The sequence below is a fragment of the Pseudarthrobacter sp. TE9888 genome (genome assembly GCF_056279345.1).
Map to the genome: position 1 here is coordinate 79,220 of NZ_JBWBRD010000002.1, position 25,634 is coordinate 104,853.

23 protein-coding genes and 1 tRNA gene are annotated in these 25,634 nt (G+C 66.2%); 8 read left to right on the forward strand and 16 right to left on the reverse strand.

Annotated elements, in window-relative coordinates:
- The first annotated feature begins 13 nt into the window (after positions 1-13).
- Together ACZ9J7_RS00850 and corA are read left to right on the forward strand one after the other, a co-directional pair.
- A complete protein-coding gene (locus tag ACZ9J7_RS00850; protein ID WP_476211784.1) occupies positions 14-505 on the forward strand; it encodes an Lrp/AsnC family transcriptional regulator in 492 nt (163 codons plus the stop codon).
- Positions 506-1,501 carry a magnesium/cobalt transporter CorA gene (gene corA, locus ACZ9J7_RS00855; protein ID WP_476206272.1) on the forward strand — a complete coding sequence of 332 codons (996 nt, stop codon included), beginning with the start codon at positions 506-508 and terminating at the stop codon, positions 1,499-1,501.
- A gap of 50 nt (positions 1,502-1,551) precedes the next feature.
- Here corA and ACZ9J7_RS00860 read toward each other — a convergent pair whose 3' ends face one another.
- Both ACZ9J7_RS00860 and ACZ9J7_RS00865 read right to left on the reverse strand, forming a co-directional pair.
- Positions 1,552-2,283, reverse strand: coding sequence for a Pr6Pr family membrane protein (locus ACZ9J7_RS00860; RefSeq protein ID WP_476206274.1), 732 nt, complete (start codon positions 2,281-2,283; stop codon positions 1,552-1,554).
- Between the two features lie 135 nt (positions 2,284-2,418).
- A complete protein-coding gene (locus tag ACZ9J7_RS00865) occupies positions 2,419-2,571 on the reverse strand; it encodes an LPXTG cell wall anchor domain-containing protein (RefSeq protein WP_141159851.1) in 153 nt (50 codons plus the stop codon).
- Positions 2,572-2,733: 162 nt separating this feature from the next.
- Between ACZ9J7_RS00865 and ACZ9J7_RS00870 the strand changes: the two genes are divergently transcribed.
- A complete protein-coding gene (locus ACZ9J7_RS00870; protein ID WP_476206276.1) occupies positions 2,734-3,126 on the forward strand; it encodes a nuclear transport factor 2 family protein in 393 nt (130 codons plus the stop codon).
- 80 nt (positions 3,127-3,206) lie between these two features.
- Here the strand turns inward: ACZ9J7_RS00870 and ACZ9J7_RS00875 are convergent.
- The 4 genes from ACZ9J7_RS00875 to galU form a co-directional block, all read right to left on the reverse strand.
- Positions 3,207-3,279 (reverse strand) — tRNA-Ala (locus ACZ9J7_RS00875).
- Between the two features lie 121 nt (positions 3,280-3,400).
- Positions 3,401-4,342, reverse strand: coding sequence for a hypothetical protein (locus ACZ9J7_RS00880; RefSeq protein WP_476206278.1), 942 nt, complete (start codon positions 4,340-4,342; stop codon positions 3,401-3,403).
- Positions 4,343-4,423: 81 nt separating this feature from the next.
- A complete protein-coding gene (locus ACZ9J7_RS00885; RefSeq protein ID WP_476206279.1) occupies positions 4,424-5,044 on the reverse strand; it encodes a GNAT family N-acetyltransferase in 621 nt (206 codons plus the stop codon).
- 4 nt (positions 5,045-5,048) lie between these two features.
- Complete coding sequence (gene galU, locus ACZ9J7_RS00890) at positions 5,049-5,954, reverse strand: UTP--glucose-1-phosphate uridylyltransferase GalU (protein WP_476206281.1); 906 nt, start codon at positions 5,952-5,954, stop codon at positions 5,049-5,051.
- Between the two features lie 133 nt (positions 5,955-6,087).
- Here galU and ACZ9J7_RS00895 point away from each other — a divergent pair, with 133 nt between their 5' ends.
- The 3 genes from ACZ9J7_RS00895 (at position 6,088) to ACZ9J7_RS00905 (ending at position 7,925) form a co-directional block, all read left to right on the forward strand.
- Positions 6,088-6,708, forward strand: coding sequence for a 5-formyltetrahydrofolate cyclo-ligase (locus tag ACZ9J7_RS00895; protein ID WP_476206283.1), 621 nt, complete (start codon positions 6,088-6,090; stop codon positions 6,706-6,708).
- Positions 6,709-6,818: 110 nt separating this feature from the next.
- Positions 6,819-7,091 carry an FmdB family zinc ribbon protein gene (locus ACZ9J7_RS00900; protein WP_476206285.1) on the forward strand — a complete coding sequence of 91 codons (273 nt, stop codon included), beginning with the start codon at positions 6,819-6,821 and terminating at the stop codon, positions 7,089-7,091.
- Positions 7,092-7,202: 111 nt separating this feature from the next.
- Positions 7,203-7,925 carry an RcpC/CpaB family pilus assembly protein gene (locus ACZ9J7_RS00905; RefSeq protein ID WP_476206287.1) on the forward strand — a complete coding sequence of 241 codons (723 nt, stop codon included), beginning with the start codon at positions 7,203-7,205 and terminating at the stop codon, positions 7,923-7,925.
- 11 nt (positions 7,926-7,936) lie between these two features.
- Here ACZ9J7_RS00905 and ACZ9J7_RS00910 read toward each other — a convergent pair whose 3' ends face one another.
- From ACZ9J7_RS00910 to ACZ9J7_RS00940, 7 genes are all read right to left on the reverse strand, one after another.
- Positions 7,937-12,136 carry an AAA family ATPase gene (locus tag ACZ9J7_RS00910; RefSeq protein ID WP_476206289.1) on the reverse strand — a complete coding sequence of 1,400 codons (4,200 nt, stop codon included), beginning with the start codon at positions 12,134-12,136 and terminating at the stop codon, positions 7,937-7,939.
- A gap of 129 nt (positions 12,137-12,265) precedes the next feature.
- Positions 12,266-13,855, reverse strand: coding sequence for a glutamine-hydrolyzing GMP synthase (gene guaA, locus ACZ9J7_RS00915; RefSeq protein ID WP_476206291.1), 1,590 nt, complete (start codon positions 13,853-13,855; stop codon positions 12,266-12,268).
- Between the two features lie 104 nt (positions 13,856-13,959).
- Entirely contained in the window at positions 13,960-14,466 is a 507-nt protein-coding gene (locus tag ACZ9J7_RS00920) for a DUF3817 domain-containing protein (protein ID WP_476206292.1), read from the reverse strand.
- Positions 14,463-15,344, reverse strand: coding sequence for an SURF1 family protein (locus ACZ9J7_RS00925; RefSeq protein WP_476206293.1), 882 nt, complete (start codon positions 15,342-15,344; stop codon positions 14,463-14,465). Before ACZ9J7_RS00925 ends, ACZ9J7_RS00920 begins: the two co-directional genes overlap by 4 nt.
- 80 nt (positions 15,345-15,424) lie before the next feature.
- Positions 15,425-15,913 (reverse strand): PTS sugar transporter subunit IIA, encoded by a 489-nt coding sequence (locus ACZ9J7_RS00930; protein WP_387557341.1) that lies wholly within the window; start codon positions 15,911-15,913, stop codon positions 15,425-15,427.
- Positions 15,914-15,951: 38 nt separating this feature from the next.
- Positions 15,952-17,691: a glycerol-3-phosphate dehydrogenase/oxidase gene (locus tag ACZ9J7_RS00935; RefSeq protein ID WP_476206295.1), complete on the reverse strand. Its 1,740-nt coding sequence runs from the start codon at positions 17,689-17,691 to the stop codon at positions 15,952-15,954.
- Between the two features lie 100 nt (positions 17,692-17,791).
- Positions 17,792-18,928 carry a GuaB3 family IMP dehydrogenase-related protein gene (locus tag ACZ9J7_RS00940; protein WP_476206296.1) on the reverse strand — a complete coding sequence of 379 codons (1,137 nt, stop codon included), beginning with the start codon at positions 18,926-18,928 and terminating at the stop codon, positions 17,792-17,794.
- Between the two features lie 157 nt (positions 18,929-19,085).
- On the opposite strand from ACZ9J7_RS00940, the gene ACZ9J7_RS00945 reads away from it, so the two are divergent.
- Positions 19,086-19,733 (forward strand): hypothetical protein, encoded by a 648-nt coding sequence (locus ACZ9J7_RS00945; protein ID WP_476206297.1) that lies wholly within the window; start codon positions 19,086-19,088, stop codon positions 19,731-19,733.
- A 28-nt stretch (positions 19,734-19,761) separates the two neighbouring features.
- The gene (locus ACZ9J7_RS00950) at positions 19,762-20,367 is read left to right on the forward strand and encodes a hypothetical protein (protein WP_476206299.1); all 606 of its coding nucleotides are present in this window, start codon (positions 19,762-19,764) and stop codon (positions 20,365-20,367) included.
- Between the two features lie 12 nt (positions 20,368-20,379).
- On the opposite strand, the gene ACZ9J7_RS00955 is transcribed toward ACZ9J7_RS00950, so the two are convergent.
- The 3 genes from ACZ9J7_RS00955 to guaB form a co-directional block, all read right to left on the reverse strand.
- The gene (locus tag ACZ9J7_RS00955; protein WP_476206301.1) at positions 20,380-22,239 is read right to left on the reverse strand and encodes an ABC transporter ATP-binding protein; all 1,860 of its coding nucleotides are present in this window, start codon (positions 22,237-22,239) and stop codon (positions 20,380-20,382) included.
- A gap of 30 nt (positions 22,240-22,269) precedes the next feature.
- Entirely contained in the window at positions 22,270-23,811 is a 1,542-nt protein-coding gene (locus ACZ9J7_RS00960; RefSeq protein WP_476206303.1) for an HNH endonuclease signature motif containing protein, read from the reverse strand.
- A gap of 145 nt (positions 23,812-23,956) precedes the next feature.
- Positions 23,957-25,468, reverse strand: a complete 1,512-nt coding sequence (gene guaB, locus ACZ9J7_RS00965; protein ID WP_141159834.1) for an IMP dehydrogenase — start codon at positions 25,466-25,468, stop codon at positions 23,957-23,959.
- Positions 25,469-25,634: the final 166 nt, after the last annotated feature.

The following is a 25,634-nucleotide window of genomic DNA, read 5'->3' on the forward strand; positions in this document are numbered from 1 at the left end:
GAGAGTGACGATCCTGAACAAGTTGGACCCCACGGACCTGAAGATCCTCCTGGCCCTCATCAGGGATCCCCGGATCCAGATCGGAGAGCTCAGCGATTCCCTGGGCATCGCCCGCAACACTGCGCAGTCGCGCGTGCGGCGTCTCCTCCGCGCCGGCGTGCTGCGGCCAGGCGGCCGCGAGGTTGACCTCGAGGCGGTGGGTTACGACGTCGTGGCGTTCGTGACCATCGAAGTCTCACACCGCGAGCTCGACGGCGTCGTGGCAGCGCTGCGCCTCATTCCGCAGGTCCTGGAAGTCCACGAAATTTCCGGCCGCGGGGACGTCTGGTGCCGGGTGGTAGCGACCGACACCCACAACCTGCAGTCGTCCCTGCGGCAGGTCCTGAGGATCAAGGGGGTCATCCGGACAGAAACCGTCCTGGCCCTGCACACCCACATCCCATACCGGACGGAGCCCCTCATCAGCGGTCTCAGCACCGCCGCCGCCCCGGCTAGGATTTCCTGAATGACCATCATCGATAACGCCGTCTACGTCAACGGCGTCCGCCACGCCGAGCCCGAAAGCCTTGAACAGACCTTCGAGACCCTCGCCAGGCACGGAGGCATGGCCTGGATCGGGCTGTACCGGCCCACCGCGGAAGAGATGACCGCCGTCGCCAACGAATTCGGCCTCCACGCCCTCGCAGTGGAGGACGCAGTTTCGGCCCACCAGCGCCCCAAGCTTGAACGGTACGACGACAACCTCTTCACCGTCCTGCGGCCCGCCCGGTACCTGGACGTGGATGAGACGGTGGAGTTCGGCGAGCTGCACGTCTTCACCGGGAAGAACTTCGTCGTGACCGTCCGGCACGCGGAAACGGCAGGCGTGGCCCGGGTCCGGCAACGGCTGGAGGCACGGCCGGACCTGCTCCAGCACGGGCCGGAAGCGGTTCTGTACGCCCTGTTGGACCGTGTGGTGGATGACTACGCTCCGGTGGTGGCCGGACTGGAGAATGACATTGACGAGATCGAGGACCAGCTGTTCAGCGGCGATTCGTCGGTATCGCGCCGGATCTACGAACTGGCGCGGGAAGTGATCCAGTTCCAGCGCGCCATCCACCCTTTGCCGGAGATGCTGGACCAACTGAAGAAAGGGTTCGAGAAGTATCAGGTGGAAACCGAACTGCGGCACAACCTGCGCGACGTGGAGGACCACGTGGAGCGGGTGATCTCCCGGGCCGACTCATTCCGGGACCTGCTGCAGAACGCCCTGACCCTGGACGGGACCCTGACCGCCAACCGGCAGAACGAGGCCAGCGCCGAGCAGAACGAACAGGTCAAGAAGATCTCATCCTGGGCAGCAATCCTGTTCGCGCCGTCCTTCGTCGCCGGCATCTACGGAATGAACTTCGACAACATGCCCGAACTCCACTGGGCAGCAGGCTATCCCTACGCCTTGATCCTCATGGTTGCGGCCGGGGCCCTCATGTACGGAATCTTCAAGAAGAAGGGCTGGATCTAGGGCGGGTGTCCCGGTGCCGGAAACACCGGCCGGGCATTAGCCGGCGCCGCTCAGGCGGCCACTCCGGAGGCCCCCTGGACGCTCTTTGACCGGGCCGGCCTGCCCGCGGCCAGCGCCACCCGGGCGTTGCCCGCCGCGTGGACGAGGGCCGAAACAACCAGGAACGCAACCAGCACCTGTGCGGTGGAAACAAACACCCTGGCCCAGCCGCCGTCGAGCGTTGGATCCAGGAAATCGTAGACGTACCACCCGTCGAGGCCACCGCGGATCCAGGAGAACACCAGGAAAGCCACTGGGTAGCCCAACCACGCGAGGGGCCGCCACCACGTCCCGCGGACGGTCCTGGTCACCAGGAGCCAGTCGAGCGCGGTAACCAGCGGAGCGAGGCGGTGGTGGACCATCTGGGGCCAATAAAGATCCCAGCTCCACCAGGGCTCCCCCGGCGGAGCCACCAGCACGACGTAGATAATCCCGGTCATCACCAGGTACAGGACCAGCGCGCCGAAAAGGTGGTCCCACCACAGGGGCAGCCGGCTCCGTGGCCGGACTGCCGAGAGTATCAAAACGAGCCCTAAGGCAAGGTTCCCCTGCACGGTGAACTCGGAGAACAGCTGGGCAATATCCACATCGTTCCCGGGAAGGGTGGCATCAAAGGTCTTCTGGACCAGCGCTGCGAGCACGAAAATCCCGACGGCGATCCGGACGGCCCGGATCCAGGGGCGGTCAGGGTGCAGGGCACGGTTGGCGGCAATGTTCCTGCGGACGGGGGGAAGAACCGTCACACGACCGGCTGCTGGCTCTCTGCGGCTCATGGGAAAAGCATGGGGCGACCTGCCTCCGTGGGGCTAGGGTCTTTTGGCCGTCCGGGTCATCCGACTGCCGGACCGAAAGTTCCTGGTCCGGCAGGCGGATGTTGGTCAGGCGTTCGTTTTGCGCTTTAGCCAGCCCCAGACGCCGGTGGCGACGAACAGGACCAGGCCGATGATGGCGAGCCAGATGAGGCCCTTGACGACGAAGCCGACGATGGACAGGATGAGCCAGATGACCAGAAGGCCGATGATGATTCCCATGGACCCACTCTAGGCCGCCAAATTTCCGGCGGTCCTCATCAGGCGCCGTGTTTTGTGCACAAGGTTGCCTGCGTTCACGGGCCGTTCGCCTCTCGACAAGGTCCAGCCGCGGGCTTAATGTGGCCTCGCCAAATTCCCACAACAATGACAGAGGTGTGTGAAATGGGAGCACAGGAAGACGTCGCATTGGTGCGGCGCGGCTATGAAGCATTCATCGCGGGCGACATGGAAACGCTCAAGGAGCTGTTCACCGATGACGCCGCCTGGCATACCAGTGGAACCGGCGGTCTGTCCGGAGACAAGAAGGGCGTCGGGGAAATCCTGGCCTACTTCGGTGAGCTGTTCTCGCGGTCCCAGGGCTCGCTCAAACTAACCCTGGAGGATGTTGCCGCCGGCGACAGATACACGGTCGGAGTGCAGTCCAACCACGCCGAGCGCGATGGCAGGTCGCTGGACCAGCGGTCCGTCATTGTGTTCACCATCTCCGGCGGCAAGGTGGCTGAAGCCCTGGAAATCGCGGAGGACACGGCCCAGGCATCCGAATTCTGGTCCTGAGACCCTGGACGGCAGTTACGGCGATGGCCTGGCTTTCGCCGGCCGGGATACCGCTGCGGTCCATGACCGCTGAAGGAAAGTGGAGCTAAGGAGATTCGAACTCCTGACCTCTTCGATGCGAACGAAGCGCTCTACCAACTGAGCTATAGCCCCGGGCGTATCCGCGTCCAACGGGCTCGTTGCCCGCCGGTGCGGAACCGGTGTCCCTAGGCTACAAATTTTCGCAGCCCAACGCCAATTGACGCGCAGGGGCGCCGGGCGGCACCCCATAACCCTATGCGCGGCGGCGCTGCAGGACGTCGTCGAGGTTGCTGAGGGCGCTTTGGGCTTTGGACAGCTGCTGCGCTTCCGTTGCGGCCGCTGCCTCAGCAGCCGGGGCGGAAGTGGCGCCCTGTTTCAGCGAGGGCTTGCCCACTGCCTTTGGTGCTTCCGGCAGCTCGAGCGGCTTCGGTTCGGGACGCTCGGCCTTGGGAGCCTCCACATAGACAGGCTTGGGGACCTCTACGGGCTCCCACGGGGTGCTCACGGGAGCGGCAGGTGCGGATGTGGCCGCGCTGGTGTCGCCGGCCGCGATGGCGACGGCGAGGGCTGCTTCCCGCAGCTCCACTGCGGTCAGGGGCTTGGCCTTCGGCTCCCCGGCCTCGGCGTCGAAAAGCGGGCTGTCACGCCGTGTGGGGGCACTTTCGGGCTTCGTCGGGATTGCCTCGACGGTGTCCGGACGGTGCACCGGGGCGCTCATCGCGGAGCGGAAGGCGGCGTCCACCTTCGCCTTGCGGTCACGGATGGCGAGCCAACGCAGCAGTGCCACGGATGCAACCGTCAGCAGGGTGCAGGTGAGCGGAAGGGCGGGCGAACCGAACCCGAAAGGAAGCATCACGCCGGAGATAAAGGCGGTGACGAGTGACAGCAGCCCCACCAGGGCCAAGGAAGTCCGTCCGTAGCGGATGCGGAACGGCGCCGCAGGTGGGGTGCTTGCAGTGCCGGCACCGGATGCGGCACTCTTCCTGGGTTCCATGGCTTTCTCCTGCTGGGCGGCGACGTTTAGGACCAGGCCGGACTGGGGGTCCGGCCTCTCATCGGCGGGGGCGTCTGCCAGGAAATCGACGGCGGGCTGGAACTGGTGCCGGCGGTTCCGGAGGACGTAAGGGGCAACCCATACAATCCAGAGCGCGACGGCAACCACAAGGATCACTGAGCTGCTAAGGGGGAAGTCCACACTCAAAACCGTATGAGCATCATGCCTGCTCAGGCCGCATTAGCTACGGTGTGTCGTGTCCGCGTAGGCAATCCGTTGGATTTATGACCGGTGCGATGCCAGCCATGGGCCCAGCAGGCCCTCCGGGACCTCTTCGGAGGTGAGCGCAAACGAACGGTGGTCAGCCCATTTGCCGTTGATGTGCAGGAAGCGGGGCCGGTAGCCCTCGTCCCTGAACCCCAGCTTTTCCACCACCCGCAGGCTCGGGCCGTTCTCGGGCCGGATATTGATTTCCATCCGGTGCAGGCCGAGTGCCCGGAAGCAATGGTCGGTTACCAGCGCCACGGATGTGGGGGCTATCCCCCGTCCCGCCCGGGAGTGGTCCACCCAATACCCCAACGTGGCCATCATGGCTGAACCCCAGACGATCGAAGACACTGTCAGCTGGCCCACGATGGCCGGGTTCCGCAGGCCCGGCCTCCACTCGGTGATGAGGAAGGGAAGCGCGGTGGCCTGGGCGGCCTGGATATTGAGGGACCGGACCATGTGCCGGTAGTCAGGGAGTCCACCGCCCGGGTCCGGGTTGGAAGCCTCCCACGGCGCCAGCCACTCGCTGTTCCGGTACCGCACTTCGCTCCACTCTTTCTTGTCGCGGTAGCGGATGGGCCGCAGGACCAGGTCGCCGCACTCGAGGGTAACCGGCCAGATGGGTCCAGTGCGCACGGCGCTACCGGGAAAGGCTGGCGGTGAAGCCCGGCAGCCATTCCCGCAGGCCCGGGCCCAGGTCCTCGCTGTCGATGGCCAGCTGGACGCAGGCCTTGAGGTAGCTCAGCTTGTCGCCGGTGTCGTAGCGGCGTCCGCGGAACACCACGCCGTACACTCCGTGACCCTCGCCGTCACCGGAAGCCAGTTCCTGCAGGGCATCCGTCAGCTGGATTTCGCCGCCACGGCCCGGCTTTGTGTGCTCAAGGACCTCGAACACCGCAGGGTGCAGGACGTAGCGGCCGATCAGCGCAAGGTTGGACGGCGCTTCCTCTGGCGAGGGCTTCTCCACCAACCGGTTGACCCGGACGTAGTCTTCGCCGTCGATCTCCTGGACGTCCGCGCATCCGTAGGCGCTGATCTGGGAGGGTTCCACTTCGATGAGGGCGACGACGGAGCCGCCCGTTTGGGCCTGCACGTCAATCATGGTGCTGAGGAGTTCGTCACGGGCATCGATGAGGTCATCGCCCAGCAGGACGGCAAAGGCTTCATTGCCTACATGCTGCTTTGCCCGGAGCACGGCGTGCCCCAGTCCGTGCGGATCGCCCTGCCGCACGTAGTGGATATCACCGAGCTGGCTGGCTGCCTGGATGGACGCGAGCTTTTCGGTATCGCCCTTGTCCTGGAGGGCCGATTCGAGGGACGGCACCCTGTCGAAGTGGTCTTCGAGGGCCCGTTTGTTGCGGCCGGTGATCATCAGCACGTCACTAAGGCCCACGTGGACGGCTTCCTCCACGACGTACTGGATGGCAGGCTTGTCCACGACGGGAAGCATTTCCTTGGGCATCGCCTTGGTGGCAGGCAGGAACCTGGTGCCCAGGCCCGCTGCGGGAATGACGGCTTTGCGGACTCTGGGATTACTGGTGTTCACCGGACTAATCTAACGTCAGCGTCAAGTATTTAAGTAACCACCGGCTATTTCAGTAACCACCGGCGCGACAGGCCGGCACCCGGACTGCCCTGGCTGCAGGCTGCGGACCACCGGGCAACGCAGGAAGGACAGCATGCTGCAGGAGACGAACGCCATCAAGGACGGGATCCGGGCCAGTCATCGCCGCAGGCGGGCAGGCCTTGCGCCGGCGCAGCTTGAAGCGGCGGGCCTGGCACTGGCCACCCATGGCGACGCGTGGGCGGGATCGGTGACTGACGGTCGCCCCGGCATCGCGTGCGTCTACCTTGGCGTCGGCCAGGAGCCACCCACCCTGCCGCTGATCAACGCCCTGCACCGCAGCGGGCACAAGGTCCTGCTGCCGGTATGCGAACCCGCACGGGAGCTGAGCTGGGTGTTCTGGAAGCCGGACACCGGCTTCGAACGCAGCAGGTATGCCCCTATTTTGGAGCCCACCGGGCAACGCCACGGACCCGAAACCGCGGGGGAAGCGTCCGTGCTTTTCATTCCGGCCACAGCCGTGGACCTTGCCGGCAACAGGATTGGCCAAGGCGGCGGGTACTACGACAAATTCCTGGGGCACCTGGCCACGGCCGGGAAGGAAATCCCGTTGTCCGCTGTTATTTACGACGATGAATTACTGCCCGCCGGCACCATTCCGGCAGAGGAGTTCGACCGCCCTGTTCCGGCCGTTCTTTCGCCTGCCGGGCACCGGACCCTGTTGGGGGCGGCCTGAGCACAGGGCTGGCGGCGCAGTGATAGAATTAGCACTCAGGCCCTGCGACTGCTAATGGTTTACCACGCGGCAGCACGGGACCTCTCGTTTGCCCAAGAGGAGGAGCACCAGTGCCAACATATGCTTACGCCTGCAAGGACTGCGGCCACGCCTTCGACATCGTCCAGTCGTTCTCGGACAGCAGCCTGACGTCCTGCCCTGAATGCCAGGGCACGTTGCGCAAGAAGTTCAACAGCGTTGGCGTGGTCTTCAAGGGTTCGGGCTTCTACCGCACGGACTCCCGCGATTCCAAGGGCAGCTCCGTCTCCCCCGCTCCGGCTGCGGCTCCGTCCGCACCCGCCACCACCCCCGCCGCTGCGGCGCCGGCAGCTGCCGCGAGCTAAACGGACATAGTCTTCACGACGGCGGCCGGCGCGTTCCAGCGCCGGCCGCTTTTGTCCACATAGCCGCCGTCCCGGGTCCCTGTCGCGTACGCCCCCAGTTAGCGTGGGCGCATGCCCATCCTTCCCCGCCGTGGCCCCGCTGGCCTCAGGTATCCCACGAACGCCGGCGGCCGCAGCCCCAGGAAACGTCCGCCCGCAGCCCGGCTCGCCGCCTGGCTGAGCCGCAACCGCAGGCTTGCCGCTGCCCTGCTGCTGTCCGCAGCCGCCGCGATCGCCGTCCAGCAGCTCACTCCCGCTCCGCTCGCGACAGCCACTGCCCTGGCCGCTGCCCGCGATCTGCCTGCGGGGACAGCGGTGACCGAAGCGGACGTGGCGCGGGTCCAGGTGCCGCCGGGCATGGTCGCCGACGGCTTCCTCCAGGATGAGGCCTCCGCCAAGGGCAAGCAGCTGGCCGCCCCGATGCGCAAGGGCCAACTTTTATCCGATGCCCAACTGGTAGGCCCTGGCCTCCTGGCAGGTACGCCGCCGGGATCTGCCGCGGTGCCACTGCGAATGGCCGACGCCTCGTCCATCCAACTTGTCTCCCCCGGCCAGCTGGTCAACGTGGTGCTTACATCAGCCAACGGGTTCGACCAGCAGGGCCCCTCCGAAGTATTGGCGTCCGCCGTCCCGGTGCTGTGGACCTCCAACAAGGGCGGCCAGAGCGGACAATGGCTGGGCACCACGGAGACAGACGGCCTCATCGTGGTGGCAGCCACGGCAGAACAGTCATCCCGCCTGGCCGGAGCCTCCACCCAAGGCAGACTGTTCTTTGTTTTGGTCGGCCCTCAGTGACCTGGCGGCGGTCAGCCCCAGTGCGGCGGCTTCTGTTCCTTCAGCCACGCGTCGTGGTCATCATCGCGGTCACCCCAGCTGCGGGCGTCGTCCTCCGCGGCCTTGGTGGGCAGGACTGCTCCGGTACCGGCCGGAGCCGTCCGGGACACCGGGGTGCCTTCAGCCGGGCCGGCAGGGACGTCTCCATCAGCTGCTGTTACCTGCTGTCCGTTCACGTTCTCGTCCTGGCGCATGTCTTCCTCGCGGCCGTTGTCTTCAGGCCTGCCGTCGGCAGGCTTCTGTTCCTTAGTCATGGGGTCCGTCTCCTGGCGTCCACCGTCGCCGTCACGTGCTGCACCGGAATCCCGGGGCAGATAGGAAACTCCCGCCGCCGGCGCAGCGTCAATTCCATTGAGCGCCTGGTCAACGTCATCGTCAAGGAACCCCACGGACTGGCTGGCACGGCCCGGCAGCACCATCTTTTCCAGGCCCAGGTAGCCGGCAATGCGGTCCGCGCAGGACGAGGGGTCCGTGAACACCTCGATGGTCCACAGCGGCATGTACCGCCAGCCGAGGCGTTCCAGCAGCTGCGGGCGCAGCCTGCTGCGCTCACGCACGCTCATGGTGCGGTACTGCGCAGTTCCGTCGGACTCGATAGCCACGGGCCGCGGAATGTCCGAATCATCCTGGCCCATCGTGTTCAGGGGGTCCGCGGCTGCAACCACGTCAATGGCACCGTCGTATTGGTGCCAGACCCTGGCGCCACGCGCACGCAGGCGGTCGCCCAGATCCGCCACCAACGGGTCCGCGCCAAGTGCCTGTTCACTGGCGGCAGCACGGGATGCCGGGGTACCAAGGTCCGTGTTGCCGGAGATTTCCCGGTCCAGGAGCGCGTACAGGTCCACCGCGCCGTGGGTGAGCCGGGTGTGGTCCAGGTCTTCAGGCCGGAAGCAGGTCAGCACGTGCAGGGAACGGCGGGCCCGGGTCATGGCCAGGGCGAACTTCTCCCGGCCACCTTCAGCGGACAGCGGCCCGAAGTTGTGGAGCGCACGTCCGTGCGGGGTCCGCCCAAATCCGGGCGAGAAGATGACGTGGTCGCGGACCAGGCCCTGGGCGCGTTCCAGGTCCACTACGCGGAAGGATTCCGGGCCCGCGCCGAAGAACCCGGCAAGCCCCGGCTGGTTGGACAGCTGCAGCCTGATGGACTCGCCGATCCTGGCGGCGTGCCGCAGGCTGGCAGTAACAACCGCCAGGGAGGTCCGCGGGCGCAGGCGGGCATGTTCGAACACCAGCTCCACTACCCTGTTGACCTCCGCCACCACGGACTCCACGCCCTCGTGGTCGGCGCTCGGAAGGCCGGTACCGTCCGGCAGGTACTCCACCAGCAGCGACCGGTCCAGGCCCGTGGCCGACTGGCCTTCGGGCAGCCGGCGCAGGCCGCCGTCGTAAAAGTTCTTGCTGAGCTGCAGGACCAGGTCCTCGTCCACTGCGCGGTACACCACGTTGAGCCGCCACACCGGCAGCACTGCGGAGAGCGCGGTGAAGGCGCTCTCGACGCGGTGGTGGGCGGACTCTCCGGCGGCCAGCCGCTCCACCCCTACGGTGAACGTCCGCGGCGTAGCAATGCGGGGATCGCCGAACGCAATCACCTGCCGCGCCCGGGCAATGGACGGCAGGACAGCCTGCAGGGAAGTTGCTTCAGCGTCAAGAATGACGACGGCGTCAAAATGCTGTTCAGCCGGCAGCAGTCCGGTCATCAGGTAAGGGCTGACCGACCAGACCGGGACCAGGGTGCCGATCAGCTCCGGTGCCTGGGCCGTCAGGGACGGCAGGGAGACCCGGCCGTCCTTGAGCAGGCTGCGCAGGAGGTCTGCCTGGCGCGGCTGGGCAGCGATCGCCGTGCGCCACCGTTCCGCCAGGTCCCACCGCAACCGGGCGGCACCGCTGGCAATGTGCGCGTTGTCTGCCAGCCGGTATTCTGCCTCGAGCTGGCGCAGTGCGTCGCCGTCGGACATGGCCAGGTAGTCGTCGCCGCTGATCATCGCCTCCAGGGCGGACTGCCACCAGGCCAGCTCCAGCTCCGCGGCAACGGATCGTTCCGGAACTTCGCGTTCCGCGAGGTCGGCCAGGAGTTCTCCCAGGCCGTGTTCGCGCATGTTCTCGATGAGGAGCGTGCGCTCGGGCAGGGTCTTCAGCGTGTCGGTGTCCGCTACCAGGCGTTCCAGGCGCTCCATCAGCTGCCCGTAGGGAACGGTGGAAAGTGCCCCGCCGTCCTCCGTATGCCGCAGCGCCTCCCCCAGCTGCGCCAGCTCCTGGTCAAGGGACCGGTACATGGCAATCATCTCGGCCAGGCCGGACGGGACAGCGGGGTGGCGCTGGGTGGTGGCGTAGCCCGCCCAGAGGGCACGCTGCTCCTGGACCAGCACCAGGGACGAGTGCAGGTCGGCGATGTGGACGCCCGGACGCACGTACTCCTTGGCCACCCGGCGCAGCCTGGAGCGCTGCATCGCGGTCAGCTCGATGCCGCGCTCACGCCGCCAGGCCGACGGCGCCGTGGCGGAGATGAGGTCCGTCACCGGCCGGTCGAAGATGTCAGGGGTGAACTTGTCCAGGCTGCCGCGGACGGCCACCAGCAGTTCAAGCTGTTCGCCCCACTCGGCGAAGGATTCGCCCAGTCGGATTTCGGCATGCTCCGCAACGGCGTCCATGCGGTCTCGCAGGGCGGGAAGGCTCTTGGCGACGGAGCGGACCAGGTCCTGGGCTTCCTCGGTCTCCTTGCGGGTCAGCAGCCGGGCACCGTGCCACGGGCTGGTGGTGGCGGCCTTGCTGAAGCTGCCCAGTTCGGCGGCGCGGCGGAGTCGTCCGGCCAGTTCCTCACGGTCCCGGATGCTGTCCAGGACGCTGCGCTTGAGCCGGACGGTGGTGGCTGGAGCGGGGTGGATGGAGGTGAGCTCGGCAAGTGACTGCATGGCCTGGTACGGCGAGCAGCCCCACCGCTCGCGAACGTTGTGCAGCGATGCGACGTGATCCATCAGGGCATGGCGGTGTTCGGTCAGGGTGGTGTGGAGGTTCCCAAGCTGCGGTTCCAACGACTTTTCGTTGCGGACGATTGCCCGGACCAGCTGGCCCTTCAGCTGTTGGGCGGTGACGTTCCCGGTCAGTTGGAAGAGGATTGACTCCAATCCCAACGTCTCCAGGTGCCCGGAAACCTCGTTCAGGCTGGCGCGGCGGTCGCCCACCACCAGCACCGTCTTGCCGGCATCCACCAGGGCGCCGATCGTGTTGATGGCCGTCTGGGTCTGGCCGGTTCCCGGCGGGGTGCTGACTACCAGGGAGTCGCCCGCCCGGGCGGCGTCGACCACGTACTGCTGGTCCGTATCGGCGTCCAGCAGCAGCAGCTCGTCTTTGGGGTGCCTGTTGTCCAGGTGCGGGAAGCGGGACGGATCCGGCTGCACGACATCCACTACTTCACCGCCGGCGGCAGTGGCCAGAGCGGAGACGATGGGGTTGGAATCGTTGATCCAGGGGTCGTCCAGGTTCCCGGACAGGTCGGCAAAGGTGGAGACCAGCAGGTTGTGCTGGGTTTCGGCGCCGTGGATGGGCCGGATCAGGGTGGCCAGCCGGTCCAGGACGGGCTGGGGGTCGAACCGGGCGGTGCTGTAGGCCAGGCGGGTCACTGCATTGACGTCGAACACGATCCCGTGGATGTTTTTCAAGTGCCGCACGAGGGCGGGATTGATCTGGGCCTGTTCGGTGAGCTGCAGTTCGAAGTCATCCTCTCCCGGCCGGACCGTGAGGGAGATGGCGGTCAGCATGACCGGAGCGGAGACGCGCTGGGGTTTGCCGCCGACGGCGGACGTCCACACCACGGTGCCGGCGGACAGGTACCCGGCGTCGATGCCACGGTCGTTGGCGAGTTCGAAGATCTTGGACCGGATGTTGCGTGACGCCCTTGCCGCCACCACATACTGCTGGCGGTCACGGATCAGGGTGGACAGGCGTGTGCGGCGCCCGGCCATGAGCTGGGCGAGGCCTGAGGGGTGCGCCGAAGTGAGGTCGATGGAACCTTCCGGCGTCTTGGTGAAGCGCAGCATCGTGTCCGCGCCGGTGACGGGTTTGAGCCCGGACAGCCATTTACGAAGCTCTTCCGAGCCTTCCGGGTGGCCTTGACCAACTGACACTTCTGCCTTCTTTTCTGCGTTTGCACGTGACGCCCTGGACCATACCGGCATAGATTCGAGAGTAGCCGCTCCGGCGCCGGACTTGAGAGACCGCAACACTGGGGCACGGGAAATTGCGGAGGAATTCGCTGGGAAAAAGCAGTGGCCGGCCCCCGCTGACGGAGGCCGGCCACTAGGATGCTATTCCCACTCGATGGTTCCCGGCGGCTTGCTGGTGACGTCCAGCACCACCCGGTTGACGCCGTCAACCTCGTTGGTGATCCGGTTGGAGATGCGTGCCAGCAGGTCGTACGGCAGGCGTGACCAGTCGGCGGTCATCGCGTCCTCGGAGGACACCGGGCGGAGCACGATGGGGTGGCCGTAGGTGCGGCCGTCGCCCATGACGCCCACGCTGCGGACGTCCGCGAGCAGGACCACGGGCATCTGCCATACTTCGTTGTCCAGGCCTGCGGCGGTCAGCTCGGCGCGGGCGATGGCGTCGGCCTTGCGGAGCAGGTCCAGCCGCTCCTTGGTGATGTCGCCGACGATCCGGATGCCGAGGCCTGGGCCGGGGAACGGCTGGCGGCCGACGATTTCCTGCGGCAGGCCGAGCTGTGCTCCCACGGCACGGACCTCATCCTTGAACAGTGCGCGCAACGGCTCAACGAGCTCGAACTGCAGGTCCTCGGGGAGGCCGCCCACATTGTGGTGGCTCTTGATGTTGGCTGCACCTTCGCCGCCGCCGGATTCGACGACGTCCGGGTAAAGCGTGCCCTGGACCAGGAACTTGATCTTCTCGCCGTGGGCTGCGGCCTCGGCGATGATGGCCAGTTCTGCTTCTTCGAAGGCGCGGATGAACTCCCGGCCAATGACCTTGCGCTTGGTTTCGGGGTCGCTGACGCCGGCCAGGGCCGAGAGGAAGCGTTCCTGTTCATTCGCGACGTACAGCTTGACGCCGGTGGCGGCTACGAAGTCGCGTTCAACCTGTTCCGCTTCGCCTTCGCGCAGCAGGCCGTGGTCCACGAACACGCAGGTGAGCTGGTCGCCCACAGCGCGCTGGACCAGGGCTGCCGCCACGGCGGAATCCACGCCGCCGGAGAGGCCGCAGATAACGCGGGCGTCCCCTACCTGCTCGCGGATGCGCTCCACCTGTTCTTCCAGGATGTTGCCGGTGGTCCAGTTGGGCTCCAGTTTGGCGCCCTTGAACAGGAAGTTCTCCAGCACCTGCTGGCCATAGGCGGAGTGCTTGACCTCCGGGTGCCACTGCACGCCGAAGAGGCCCTTTTCCTCGTTGGCAAATGCTGCAACTTCAGCGCCTGCCGTCGTGGCCAGGACGTCGAATCCTGCCGGTGCTTCGTGCACGGAGTCGCCGTGGCTCATCCAGGTCTTCTGGTGCTGGGGCATTCCCTCGAGCACAGAGCGGCCATCACCCAGAATGGTGGTCTCCGTGGATCCGTACTCCCGCAGCCCGGTCCTGTCCACCTTGCCGCCCAGGGCGTTGGCCATGGCCTGGAAGCCGTAGCAGATGCCAAAGACGGGGACGCCGGCTTCGAAGAGGTCCGCGCCCACGCTGGGCGCGCCGTCGGCATAGACGCTGGAAGGGCCGCCGGAGAGGATGATGGCGGCAGGATTCTTGGCCAGGAGCTGCTCGGTGGACCAGGTATGCGGAACCACTTCCGAATACACGTTCGCTTCCCTGACGCGGCGGGCAATCAGCTGCGCGTACTGGGCACCGTAATCAACAACCAGCACCGGCTTCTGGGAAGTCTGGGATGCAGTGGGAGTAGTCACCGTAATAGCCTACTTTGCGCCCTTGCACCGGCGCACCTTGAGCGGCCCGGCTGTGACGGAGCAGACGTCCGACGGCGGGTGGCCCGGTGCGCTGAAGGCCCGTGTCAGTAGCGCTGCGGAGCCTGCGGGTTGGCGGCCAGCTCGGCCTCCACCTCGGCGTGGAACTTCTTTTCAACGATGAAGGACAGGAACGGCACGACGCCGCCCAGTGCCAGCAGGACCAGCTTCAGGAACGGCCAGCGCATGAGGGACCAGAGCCGGAAATTGGAGATCAGGTACACCACGTACATCCAGCCGTGCACGATCAGCACGGTGACGGAGACGTTCATGCCATTGAGCACACCCGCCGGCTCGGCGTCGGCGAATCCGAAGCCGAACGGCTGCCCGGTCACCGCGTTGGTCCCGCCGGCGAACAGGTACTGGCCAAAGCCGTAGCGAGCCACCAGTTCGGCGCACAGCAGCAGCAGCATGGTGCCGGTGAGGTAGGCCATGACCTTGTAGAACTTCAGGGCGGACCGGATCTGGGCCTCGGTGCCGCCGAAACGGCGCTTCTTTCCGGCAGTCTTGCCGGATGCCTGCGACGAGGGGGTGGCCGGTTTCGGATCAATCATGGCTGTACCTTCTGCTGGTGCTGGTCAGGCTGCTGGTGTTGTTCGTCCTGCTGTGGGAGCTGGTGTTCTTCGTCGTGCCCGTCGTCGTCGCCGGCGTCGTCAAAAGCCTCCTCGAGGTCCCGGTGGTAGTCGTCCTTGACCAGGCGCCACCAGATGAAGAGGGCGAAGCCGGCGAAGACAACCCACTCGATGGAGTAGAAGAGGTTGAGCCAGTTGATGTGCTGGGCGGGTGGCTGGGGGCCGATGTCCAGCGGAAGGAGGTTCCCGGGTACGGAGGCGGCACTCACATCCTGGCCGCCCACCACCTCTGCGGTGGCGGAGACGAAGCCGGGATAGCTGCTTACTTCCCAGTAGTTGATGAGCTCCGCCACGGAGACGGCGGAGGCCTCCCCCGCTTTGGGTGCTTTCCCGGCCACCGGCGCTTCGGACGGCAGCAGCCGCCCGGTCAGTTCAACAAGGCCCGACGGCGGTGCTGCCGCGTCCCCGGGTTCCGCGACCCACCCGCGTGCCACGGGGATCCAGGTCTGCGGTGAGGCACCTGCTCCGGTCAGGGCCGGGGCATCTTTGACGGCGAAGGCCGAAACGACCCAGTATCCGGTCTTGCCATCGTGGAGCCGGCCGGGAACCAGGACCTGTTTGTCCGGGCTGTATGTCCCCTGTGCCGTGACCATTTGGTCGGCTACGCTGCCGTGGAAGAATTCGCCGGGCTGCAGGGTGCTGGTGAGCGGCTGGACCTGTTCAGTGGCGGGGTTGACCGGAACCTCGGGCTGGGTGGAGCGGCCGAACTGCCACTGGCTCAGCAGCACGAAGACCCCGGAGAGAGCAATCGCGAAGATAAAGCCTGCGATCCATCGGGGCTTAAGGGCTGTTTTCCACACGTCTTAACCGTACTTCGTACTTCTGTAGAACAACTAAACGCCAAGGGCGTCCGGGCCCGGAGGGTGGCCCGGGGATGCGCCTAGTGGTCGAAGAACACCAGGCTGGAGTTGATGAGCTCGGCGATTACTTCTGCGTCGTACGCACGCCGCAGCGATTCGCGGAACGATTCCTTGGAGAGTGACCTGGCCAGGGTGGCCAGGACTTCCAGGTGGTCGGAGAACGAGCTGGCCGGGGTGGCGATCAGCAGGATGACCGTGGCGGGGCCATCGGCGGCTCCGAAGTCCAACGCGTGACCGTACTTGGTGATGCCCACAGCGATGGAGGTTTGCGACACGAATTCGCTGCGGGCGTGCGGCAGGCCCACGCCGCCCGGGAGCCCCGTGGCGAGCTGGTGCTCCCGGGCGTTGACGTTCTTCAGGAACCCGTCAAGATCCGAGATCCGCCCGGCGGCGTAGAGCCGCTCTGCCAGTTGGTTGGTGGCGTCGGTTTTGTCCTTCGCCTCCATTTCCAGGATCACCATGTCAGCGGTGGTCAGGTGGGCGTCATACGGGTCCAGTGGTTCCGCCAAGGCGTATCCCTTCGGTCAGCAGTGGGGCGAACGGCCCCTCAACGCAAGGGCACGATATCTTCCGCGCCCAGGCGGGCGGCGTCTGCGGATTCGTCGTCCGGCTGTTGCTGGCTAAGGCGTTCGGCCTCCACGCGGGCAAGGTAGTGGCGGACTTCGTTTTCACGCTGCGTGTCACTCCAGCCAAGGACGTCACCCATCAGTTTAGCGACAACAGGGGCGGCCGACACTCCGCGGTCCCAGGATTCGATGGAGATCCGTGTGCGGCGGGTGAGGACGTCCTGGACATGGCGGGCACCTTCATGGCTTGCGGCGTAGACCGCTTCTGCCTGGAGGTAGTCGTCGGCGCCGGGGAGCGGCTCCGCCAGCTCCGGGTTCTGCTCGATAATCGCCAGGACTTCGGGGGTCATGGAGCCGTAACGGTTGAGCAGGTGCTCGATCCGCGCCACGTGGACACCGGATTCCTCTGCCGTGCGGTTCCGGCGGTTCCAGGCCGCCCGGAAACCGCTGGCGCCCAGCAGCGGGATGGTCTCGGTGCAGCTCGGGGGAACCCGCTCATCCATGGTGCGGGTGGCCTCGTCCACGGCATCTTTGGCCATGACCCGGTAGGTGGTCCATTTTCCGCCGGCCACTACCACCAGGCCCGGCACGGGGTGCGCCACGACGTGTTCGCGGGAGAGCTTGGCGGTGGAGTCGTTTTCGCCTGCCAGCAGCGGCCGCAGCCCAGCGTAGACTCCTTCGACGTCTTCCCTGGTCAGGGGCCGCTTCAGGACCTGGTTGACGTGTTCCAGGACGTAGTCGATGTCCTTGCTGGAAGCGGCAGGGTGGGCCTTGTCCAGGTGCCAGTCCGTGTCAGTTGTGCCGATGATCCAGTGCCGTCCCCACGGGATGACGAACAGGACCGATTTCTCGGTGCGCAGGATCAGGCCCACCGTGGACTGGAACCGGTCGCGGGGCACCACCAGGTGGATGCCCTTGGAGGCCCGGACCTTTAGCTGGCCGCGGTCGGTGACCATGGCCTGGGTTTCGTCGGTCCATACGCCGGTGGCATTGATGACCTGCTTGGCGCGGATGCTGAACTGGGTTCCGTCTTCGCGGTTTTCCACCTTGGCACCGACTACCCGCTCGCCTTCGCGCAGGAAGTCCACTACCTTCATCTGGTTCACGGCGTGGGCGCCGTAGTAGGCAGCGGTGCGGACCAGGTTGGCGCAGTATTTGGCGTCATCCACCTGCCCGTCGTAGTAACGGATGGACCCCACGAAGGCGTCGTCCTTCAGGCTGGGCGCGGCGCGCAGGGTGCCGCGCCTGCTCAGGTGTTTGTGGAACGGGACGCCGCGGCTGTGGCCGGCGGAGACTGACATGGCGTCATAGAGGGCGATGCCGGCACCCACATAGGGCCGCTCGATGAAGGGTTTGGTCAGCGGGTACAGGAACGGCACCGGCCGGGCCAGGTGGGGGGCAATCTCGGAAAGGAGCAGCCCGCGTTCCTGCAGGGCCTCCTTAACCAGGGCAAAATCCAGCATTTCCAGGTAGCGCAAACCACCGTGGATAAGTTTTGAAGACCGGGAGGATGTCCCCGCAGCCCAGTCGCTTGCCTCGACGATGCCGACGCTCAACCCCCGGGTCACGGCGTCAAGTGCGGCTCCCGTGCCGACGATGCCGCCGCCCACAATCAGGATGTCCAGTTCCTGGCCGGGTTCCGTGGTGGCGCGCAGCCGCTGGATGGATGCTGCCCTGGCTTCGGGGCCAAGGACCCCGCCGTTTACAGGAACACTCTTCATTGAACGCCTCCAGTGCCTCTAGTGCCGGTAGTAAACCCACACTACTTGCTAGTGGCGTGCTTGGGCAGGGCGGGCCGGCGGCCCGCCCTGCCCCGGTGCCTTAGTTCCCGGCGTAAGGCGACACCACGACGTCGACCCGCTGGAATTCCTTCAGGTCGGAATAGCCGGTGGTGGCCATGGAGCGCCGCAGGGCGCCAATGAGGTTGGACGTGCCGTTGGTGTGGTGGCCGGGCCCAAAGAGGACCTCCTCAAGGGGGCCAACGGTGCCCACGTTGGCGCGGTCTCCGCGGGGCAGTTCGGTGTGGTGCGCTTCCTGGCCCCAGTGCCATCCCTTGCCCGGCGCTTCTTCTGCCCGGGCCAAGGCACTGCCCAGCATGACGGCGTCGGCGCCCATGGCGATTGCCTTGACAATGTCACCCGAGGTGCCCATGCCGCCGTCGGCAATGACATGGACGTAGCGGCCGCCGGACTCGTCCATGTAGTCGCGGCGGGCGGCTGCGACATCGGAGATGGCAGAGGCCATGGGCGAGTGGATGCCCAGGGCGCGGCGGGTGGTGGTGGTGGCGCCGCCGCCGAAGCCGACCAGGACGCCTGCGGCGCCGGTGCGCATGAGGTGCAGCGCCGGGGTGTAGCCCGCTGCGCCGCCCACGATCACCGGGACATCGAGTTCGTAGATGAACTGCTTGAGGTTCAGCGGCTCGTGGTCCTTGGAGACGTGCTCGGCGGAGACGGTGGTACCGCGGATAACGAAGATATCGACGCCGGCCGCCAGGACGGTCTTGTAGTGTTCCTGGGTGCGCTGCGGGGTCAGGGACCCGGCAACGGTGACGCCGGCCTCGCGGATCTCAGCCAGGCGGGACGTGATGAGTTCGGGCTGGATGGGGGCCTGGTACAGCTCCTGCATGCGTCCGGTCACGGCGGGGCTGTTGGTCTCGTCCTCCAGCGCCGCAATCTCATCGAGGATGGACTGCGGATCCTCGTACCGGGTCCAGAGGCCTTCCAGGTCCAGCACGCCAAGGCCGCCCAGCTTGCCGAGGGCGATGGCGGTGGCCGGGGACATGGCCGAGTCCATCGGCGCGGCGATCACCGGCATCTCGAACTGGTAGGCGTCGATCTGCCAGGAGACGGAAACGTCCTTGGGGTCGCGGGTGCGACGGTTGGGGACGATTGCAATGTCATCCAGGGAGTAGGCACGACGCCCACGCTTGCCACGGCCGATCTCGATCTCATAAGTCACTGCTCTAGGTTATCCCAGCAGGTCCGCTGGCCTGGCCTGGGCCGGACCTCAAGGTCATCACTGGCCTTGGCGACTGCGCCGAGCAAACACGTAGCCTTGGCAGGGGGCTTCGGTGGATGCTCCCGCGATAGCCTCCACGATTGGGCCTCCTTCCGATATGACGCACTCCATTCCTTTTCCCGCCGACACGCCTGTGCATCCGCTCGACCATTGGCTCTCCCCCGAACTGGCCCGGGTCAGCCCACCGGACGCCCCGTCCCGGCTGCGCCAACTGGCGGATGTCCAGGGCACCTTGGCGGCCGCTTGGAGCGGCGCGATCGCCGGCGGACCGGTCCTGGCCCTTGCGGGTGCGTTCTTCTCCGTCATGTCGGGAAACCCCGCGACAGCGCTCGTCCTGCTCCCGCTGGGAGCCGTCCTGATGCTGTTGGGCCTCTTCGGATGGAAACGGGTCCGATCCGGCCTGCCCCGGACAGACAAGGTCCTGATCACCCGTGGCCCCGGATCCGCCCGCGGCGGCATCGGCATGGTGTCGTTTCTGGCGGCCATTATCGGCGCGTTCATTTTTCCGACCCTGCCCTCTGCCACTGCGAAGGGCGGCGCCACGGCCGCAACACTGGTGGGCGTCTACGTCCTCCTCCTGGCACTCCTGGTCGCATGCATCGTTGTCCCATCCACCGTCATGGGCCGGGCTAGGGAATCATTCAGGCGGCGTATCCGCATCGATCCTGCTCTTCGAGAGGCTCTTGAGGAGGACCTGGCCGTCTGGCGCGATCCCTACGGCAACGCGGCCTACGGGCCTCTGTGATGCGCACCCTTCCCGCTACAGTGGCGTGATGGGCAGCCGCTGGACATTTGACGGGCACATCGCCGGGATTGGGACTACTTCCGGTCTGCGCGCCGTCGTCGGGATCTGGCAGGACTCCCCCTTTGGGTCGTTCGCCGACGTCATGGTGCAACAGCCTTCGGGACACCGGCTGCTGCTGGCCCCGACACCCGAGGTGGCCGGCTTCATTGCCGCCACCTACACCTTTGATGAAGTGCGGGTACTGGACGTTGCTGCCTCGCTCGCCGATCACACGTTGACGGTCGACGCCGGCCCGCTGGAAGTTCGGGCCGTCACCGGTGCGAGGACCCTGCTGGGAACAGCGCTGCGGGCAGTACCCCGGCGCCTTGCCGTCCATCCCCGCTGGCTCGCCGCGGTCAATCCGTTCGCCGCCCTTGCGGCACCTGGCGCCCGCACCTACGGTACTGCGGGCAGCGGAAGGACTGAGTTCTATGGGGTGACGGACCTGCACCACGTGACGTCCGCCGTCGTCCGCTGGAATGGTGCCGATGCCGGAGCGCTGGCCCCCATCCGGCCCGCCGTCACGTTCGGCTTCAGCAGCGTCCCTCCCCGCCCGGGCATCGCCCGCGTGCGCACCACCGTGGTGGACGCGTGATGGGCGGCCGATTCACACTTCTTCAGCTTCATCAACCGTCAGTTGCGATTCGAACATCCTGAAGTAGCGGCCGCGCAGGGCCACTAACTCCTTGTGCGTGCCCTGCTCCACCACTTGTCCGTCCTCCAGCATGTACACGACGTCCGCCTTCTCGATGGTGGCGAGCCGGTGGCTGATGGCGATGATGGTGCTGCTGCGGTCCGCGAAGAGACGCGTGAAGATCCGATGCTCAGCGAGGGCATCGATGGCGGAGGTGGGTTCGTCCATCACCATGAACGACGCGTCCCGGTAGAAGTTCCTGGCCATGGCAAGGCGCTGCCACTGGCCTCCCGAAAGGCCGCTCCCCTTCCGGCCGCGTGGGTCCTCCATCCAGTTGCTGACGTGGTTGTCCAGGCCGTTGGGCAGCTTGTTGATGAATTCCAGGGCTTCGGCGTCGGAGGCGGCCCTGCGGATGCGTTCATCATCCCGTGCAGAGTCGACGTCCCCGAAGTAGATGTTCTCCGCCGCCGTGGCGAACTCGTACTTGAGGAACTCCTGGCTGAGCACGGCCAGGTGCCGGTGCCAGGAGGTAACGTCGACGGCGGCGAGGTCCACGCCGTCGAGCAGGACCTGGCCGGAGTCGGGCCGGTAGAGCCCGGCGAGGATGCGGATCAGCGTCGACTTCCCGGCGCCGTTCTCCCCCACGATGGCTATGTGCTGGCCCCGGCGGATGGTGAGGCTGATGCCCCGGATGACCTCGATGTCGCTTCCGGTGTAGGTGAAACGGATGTCCTTCAGCTCGACTTCCCGCGGGGCTTCCAGCAGCGGAGGGGCGTGTTCGGAGTGCATGGGCATCGCCATGAACAGCTCGTAGTCCTTCAGGTTGGCGAGGTCCTCGTCGATGGAGCTTAGCGAGGACACCAGGTTGTTGGCCGTGGACAATGCACGGCTGACGATCTGCTGCACGTAGAGGAACTGGCCCACCGGGGCGGCGCGGGCAATGATCTGCCCCACGACCCAAATCAGTGATACCACCTCGGCACCGTACTGCAGCGCGTCCGCGGCCAGCTGCCGTGGAATGTAGCGGCGCTGGTAGTCCAGCCGGCGGCGCTCGTCCGCATCGCGAAGGCGCGAACGAAGGTCCATGAGGAAACTGACGATGCCATAAAGCCGCATTTCGGCAATGTGCTGCGGCCGGAGGAGGTTGGTCTCGATCATTCGGCGCTGGCGGCGTGAGTCCACCTGCGTGTTCCAGTGCGCGATCTGCTCCCGGGACAGCTTGAACTGCAGGTACACGCTGGGAACGATGGCCACCAGGACGATGACGGCGATCCACCAGCTGACAAGCAACAGGGCGCCGATGGCCAGGATGACCGAAACCAGCTGCGTGAAGATGGCAGCTATACGGTCCAGAACCCGGGCGTACGAATCCGAAAACCGTTTGGCACGGTCGTAGAGGTCCACTGTCTCCTTGTCGTCGTACCGCCAGAACTCGAGGGCAAGGAAGCGCTCGTACATCTGGTCACCGACGATGGCCCCCACCTTGAAGCTCATCAACTGCTGGATATATCGGTCAATGCTGTTGAAGGCGCCCCAGAAGAGACCCAGCGCGGCAGTGACAACGACGTAGACGATCGCAAGGCGCCCCGCCGCGCCGTCGCCCGCGTAAGCGGCCGCCAATGCCGTGGTGGTCAGGGACGCAAAGAATGTGGTCACGAGCGGCAGCACAGCCGAGATGAGGGAGCCAAGCACCTTCATGACCACCGCGCCCGGGGATGCACGGAAACTCACCCGGAGAACCTGGGCCACGGCCTTGGCATAGGGACGCAGTGCCAGCCGCTTTTGCGGGTCGCGTTTAGGGGTCAGTTCCGCCGGGTGGCGCGGTTGGGACATGGAATCAGCCTAGTGCCGGGCGGTCCGTCATCATGTGGAATGGAGACATCGCAGCAGCGCATCCTCGCCTGGTGAGAGTGCCAGGTAGTGGAAGTCCGCTCGTCCACCAGCCAACCGACGTGCTCGCCCGCTGTGAAACGCCTCGATCATCCGGGCCGGGCCCACCCATTCTGGCCAGTGGGTTGGTTCGGGGTCCTGGCGTTCGGGGTTGTAGTGGCGTCCGGTGGGTGAGGTCCACCCGGGTGGTCCGTTGTTGGTGGCAGGGTCGGGTGTCCATTGGCTGTGGTGTTTGAGTCGGTGGTGTTTGGGGCAGAGCTGTGCGAGGTTGTTGACGTTGGTGGTGCCGCCGTGTTCCCACGCTTGTAGGTGGTCTGTTTCGTTGTCGGGGGTCTTGTTGGTGCAGCCGGGGAAGGTGCATTTGGTGTCGCGCATGCGGATCCAGTGTTTGATGGCCCCGGTGAGCCGGTAGTTTTTCCGGCCGATCTCCAAGGGTGCCCCGTCCCGCGGGTCGACAAGGACCCGGTAGAACGAGTCAGCCCCGTCAGTGACCAGTTTGCGTGCCATCGATGCCGGGATCGGCCCGAAACCATCCAGCACGGCTGGTTCGTCGGTGAGGCCGAGGAGTGAGAACACCGGCACGGTGACCAGCACATCGGCCCGCAGGGCAGGGACCTTCCCGATCCCTGTGAGACCTTGGGTGCCCGGGGCGGTGTCGGCGGAACCCTCACCCGCCACCTGCACGGCGCCGAGGAGGAGGCTGGCGGCGATGTCGGGGCGGAGCTGGGTAAGCGTGCGGGGTTCGTCGGGGCCCTGGAGTCCGCGGGCGGTGGCGGTGGTGCGGTTCCAGATGGCACACGCGGTATCGCCGGGGAGGTAGAGGGAGACCCAGGCCATGCCGTCCTTGTCAGGGGTGTATTCCATCCGCCGGTCAGCGATCCCCTTTGCATGGCGTTTCTCGATCGATTCCGGATGATGGCGCTCCCGCCAACCCCGCACCTTGGCCCGGAACCGGGACGGAACGAGCTCACCGGGAGCGGCACCCCGGGCGGGGTGGGGTGCGTCGGGGTCGAAGAAGTGTGCCACCAAAGACGCCGCGCCCTCAGGGGTAAGGCCTTCAGTCTCGTCCGCGACAATCCGTGCGTGCTGCCACGACATCGCGCCCGCAGCCAGGGCCTGGAACACCAGCGGCAGGGAACAGATCCGGCGTGACTGCTCCACCAACGCCTCCGCTGCCGCCGAACTGACGGTCAGCACCCCCGCGATCTCCTCCACCACGGACATCTGCGCATAGCTGCGGTCCTGGACGGTGGCGTCCGGCGGCGTCATGGCTTCCTGGAACCCGGCGGCGTCGGCAGCGTCCTGTGCTTTGACCGCGGCGAGCTGCGCCTCCAGCCGCGCCGCAACCTCCAACCGCTCCAGCCGGATCTCATACCGACGCTGCAACACATCAACATCAACACCAACAGCGTCGCCGGAAGCCAGGGAAGCGTCCTCCCGCTCCAGCGCATCCAGGGCAGCAACAGAGGCGCGAACACCCTCCAAAACCACCCCAACACCACCGCCGATTCCCATAAGCACATCATGCAGCGGGGGTCCGACATTCAGGCCGACAGCGACCTCCGAGCCCAACAACAAGACCGAACCCAACAAAAAGAGGAGGCGGGAAAATCCCGCCTCCTCTTTGACCCGCCTCAGCGTGAATGAATCCCTTCGACCTTTACCGTGAGCCGTAGTTCGGCGCCTCAACGGTCATCTGGATATCGTGCGGGTGCGATTCCTTCAGCCCGGCGGAGGTGATCCGTACGAACTTGCCCCGGACTTTCAGCTCGGGGACGGTCGGTGCGCCCGTGTAGAACATGGTCTGGCGCAGGCCGCCCACCAGCTGGTAAGCCACGGAGGACAGCGGGCCACGGTACGCCACCCGGCCTTCGATGCCTTCCGGGATCAGCTTGTCGTCACCGGAGACGTCGGCCTGGAAGTACCGGTCCTTGGAGTAGGACGTGTTCTTGCCGCGCGACTGCATGGCGCCCAGGGAGCCCATGCCGCGGTAGGACTTGAACTGCTTGCCGTTGACGAAGATCAGGTCGCCCGGGGACTCGTCGCAGCCTGCCAGGAGCGAGCCCAGCATCACGGTGTCCGCACCGGCCACCAGGGCTTTGCCGATGTCGCCGGAGTACTGCAGGCCGCCGTCGGCGATCAGCGGAACGCCGGCCGGAATGGCGGCCTTGGCGGATTCGTAGATGGCCGTGATCTGCGGGACGCCGACGCCGGCCACCACGCGGGTGGTGCAGATGGACCCGGGACCAACGCCTACCTTGATGCCGTCGGCACCGGCGTCGATCAGGGCCTGGGCGCCTTCGCGGGTCGCGGCCTGGCCGCCGATGATGTCCACGTGCGCGGCGACGGGATCGGACTTCAGCCTGCGGATCATGTCCAGGACACCCTGGGAGTGGCCGTTGGCGGTGTCCACGAACAGGGCGTCCACGCCGGCGTCCACGAGGGTCATGGCCCGCTCCCAGCCGTCACCGAAGAAGCCGATGGCGGCACCCACGCGGAGGCGGCCCTCATCGTCCTTGGTGGCGAGGGGGTACTGCTCGGCCTTGGTGAAGTCCTTCGTGGTGATCAGGCCCTTGAGCCGACCCTGCTCGTCCACGAGCGGCAGCTTTTCGATCTTGTTGGTAGCCAGCTTGTGGGAGGCTTCCTCGCGGCTGATGCCTACGTGTCCGGTGACCAGGGGCATCTTGGTCATGACGTCGCTGACCAGCCGCAGCGGGAAATCAGACTCCGGCACAAAACGGGTGTCGCGGTTGGTGACGATGCCCAGCAGGCGGTTGTCCTCATCCACCACAGGCAGGCCCGACACACGGTAGTGGGCGCAGAGATCATCGAGCTCGCGCAGGGTCGCCTCGGGGCGGATGGTCAGCGGGTTGGTGATCATCCCGGACTCGCTCCGCTTGACCCGGTCCACCTGGTCCGCCTGGTCGGCGATGGACAAGTTGCGGTGCACCACGCCCAGGCCGCCCTGGCGGGCCATGGCGATGGCCATCCGGGATTCGGTGACGGTGTCCATGGCGGCGGAGAGCAGCGGCGTCTGGACCGTGATCCGCTTGGAGATCCGCGAGGATGTGTCGGCCTCGGACGGGATGACGTCGGTGTGCCCCGGCAGGAGCAGGACGTCGTCGTAGGTCAGGCCAATAAAGCCAAAGGGGTTGTGTTCGGGCTCGGTCATGAGTGCGCCTCTTACCTTGGTTGCTGGGTCACGGGTAGGGGTTGCAGCCGATGACCAGCCCGTGATTACGGAACTGGCCTGTGCAGACGATCCTGCGGGAGCACCGCGCAGGACGGCGTTCCGGGGGCAGAAAGTATTGAGTAAATATTAGAACCTCGGCGCCGAT

What these genes read in the sequence shown, in the direction of transcription:
- ACZ9J7_RS00955 (WP_476206301.1), bottom strand. Translation starts at nt 22,239, where the DNA reads ATGTCCCAACCGCGCCACCCGGCGGAACTGACCCCTAAACGCGACCCG.
- ACZ9J7_RS00935 (WP_476206295.1), bottom strand. Translation starts at nt 17,691, where the DNA reads ATGAAGAGTGTTCCTGTAAACGGCGGGGTCCTTGGCCCCGAAGCCAGG.
- ACZ9J7_RS00865 (WP_141159851.1), bottom strand. Translation starts at nt 2,571, where the DNA reads ATGGGAATCATCATCGGCCTTCTGGTCATCTGGCTCATCCTGTCCATC.
- ACZ9J7_RS00905 (WP_476206287.1), top strand. Translation starts at nt 7,203, where the DNA reads ATGCCCATCCTTCCCCGCCGTGGCCCCGCTGGCCTCAGGTATCCCACG.
- ACZ9J7_RS00895 (WP_476206283.1), top strand. Translation starts at nt 6,088, where the DNA reads ATGCTGCAGGAGACGAACGCCATCAAGGACGGGATCCGGGCCAGTCAT.
- ACZ9J7_RS00870 (WP_476206276.1), top strand. Translation starts at nt 2,734, where the DNA reads ATGGGAGCACAGGAAGACGTCGCATTGGTGCGGCGCGGCTATGAAGCA.
- ACZ9J7_RS00960 (WP_476206303.1), bottom strand. Translation starts at nt 23,811, where the DNA reads ATGGGAATCGGCGGTGGTGTTGGGGTGGTTTTGGAGGGTGTTCGCGCC.
- ACZ9J7_RS00945 (WP_476206297.1), top strand. Translation starts at nt 19,086, where the DNA reads ATGACGCACTCCATTCCTTTTCCCGCCGACACGCCTGTGCATCCGCTC.
- corA (WP_476206272.1), top strand. Translation starts at nt 506, where the DNA reads ATGACCATCATCGATAACGCCGTCTACGTCAACGGCGTCCGCCACGCC.
- ACZ9J7_RS00950 (WP_476206299.1), top strand. Translation starts at nt 19,762, where the DNA reads ATGGGCAGCCGCTGGACATTTGACGGGCACATCGCCGGGATTGGGACT.
- guaB (WP_141159834.1), bottom strand. Translation starts at nt 25,468, where the DNA reads ATGACCGAGCCCGAACACAACCCCTTTGGCTTTATTGGCCTGACCTAC.
- ACZ9J7_RS00910 (WP_476206289.1), bottom strand. Translation starts at nt 12,136, where the DNA reads ATGCCGGTATGGTCCAGGGCGTCACGTGCAAACGCAGAAAAGAAGGCA.
- ACZ9J7_RS00920 (WP_476206292.1), bottom strand. Translation starts at nt 14,466, where the DNA reads ATGATTGATCCGAAACCGGCCACCCCCTCGTCGCAGGCATCCGGCAAG.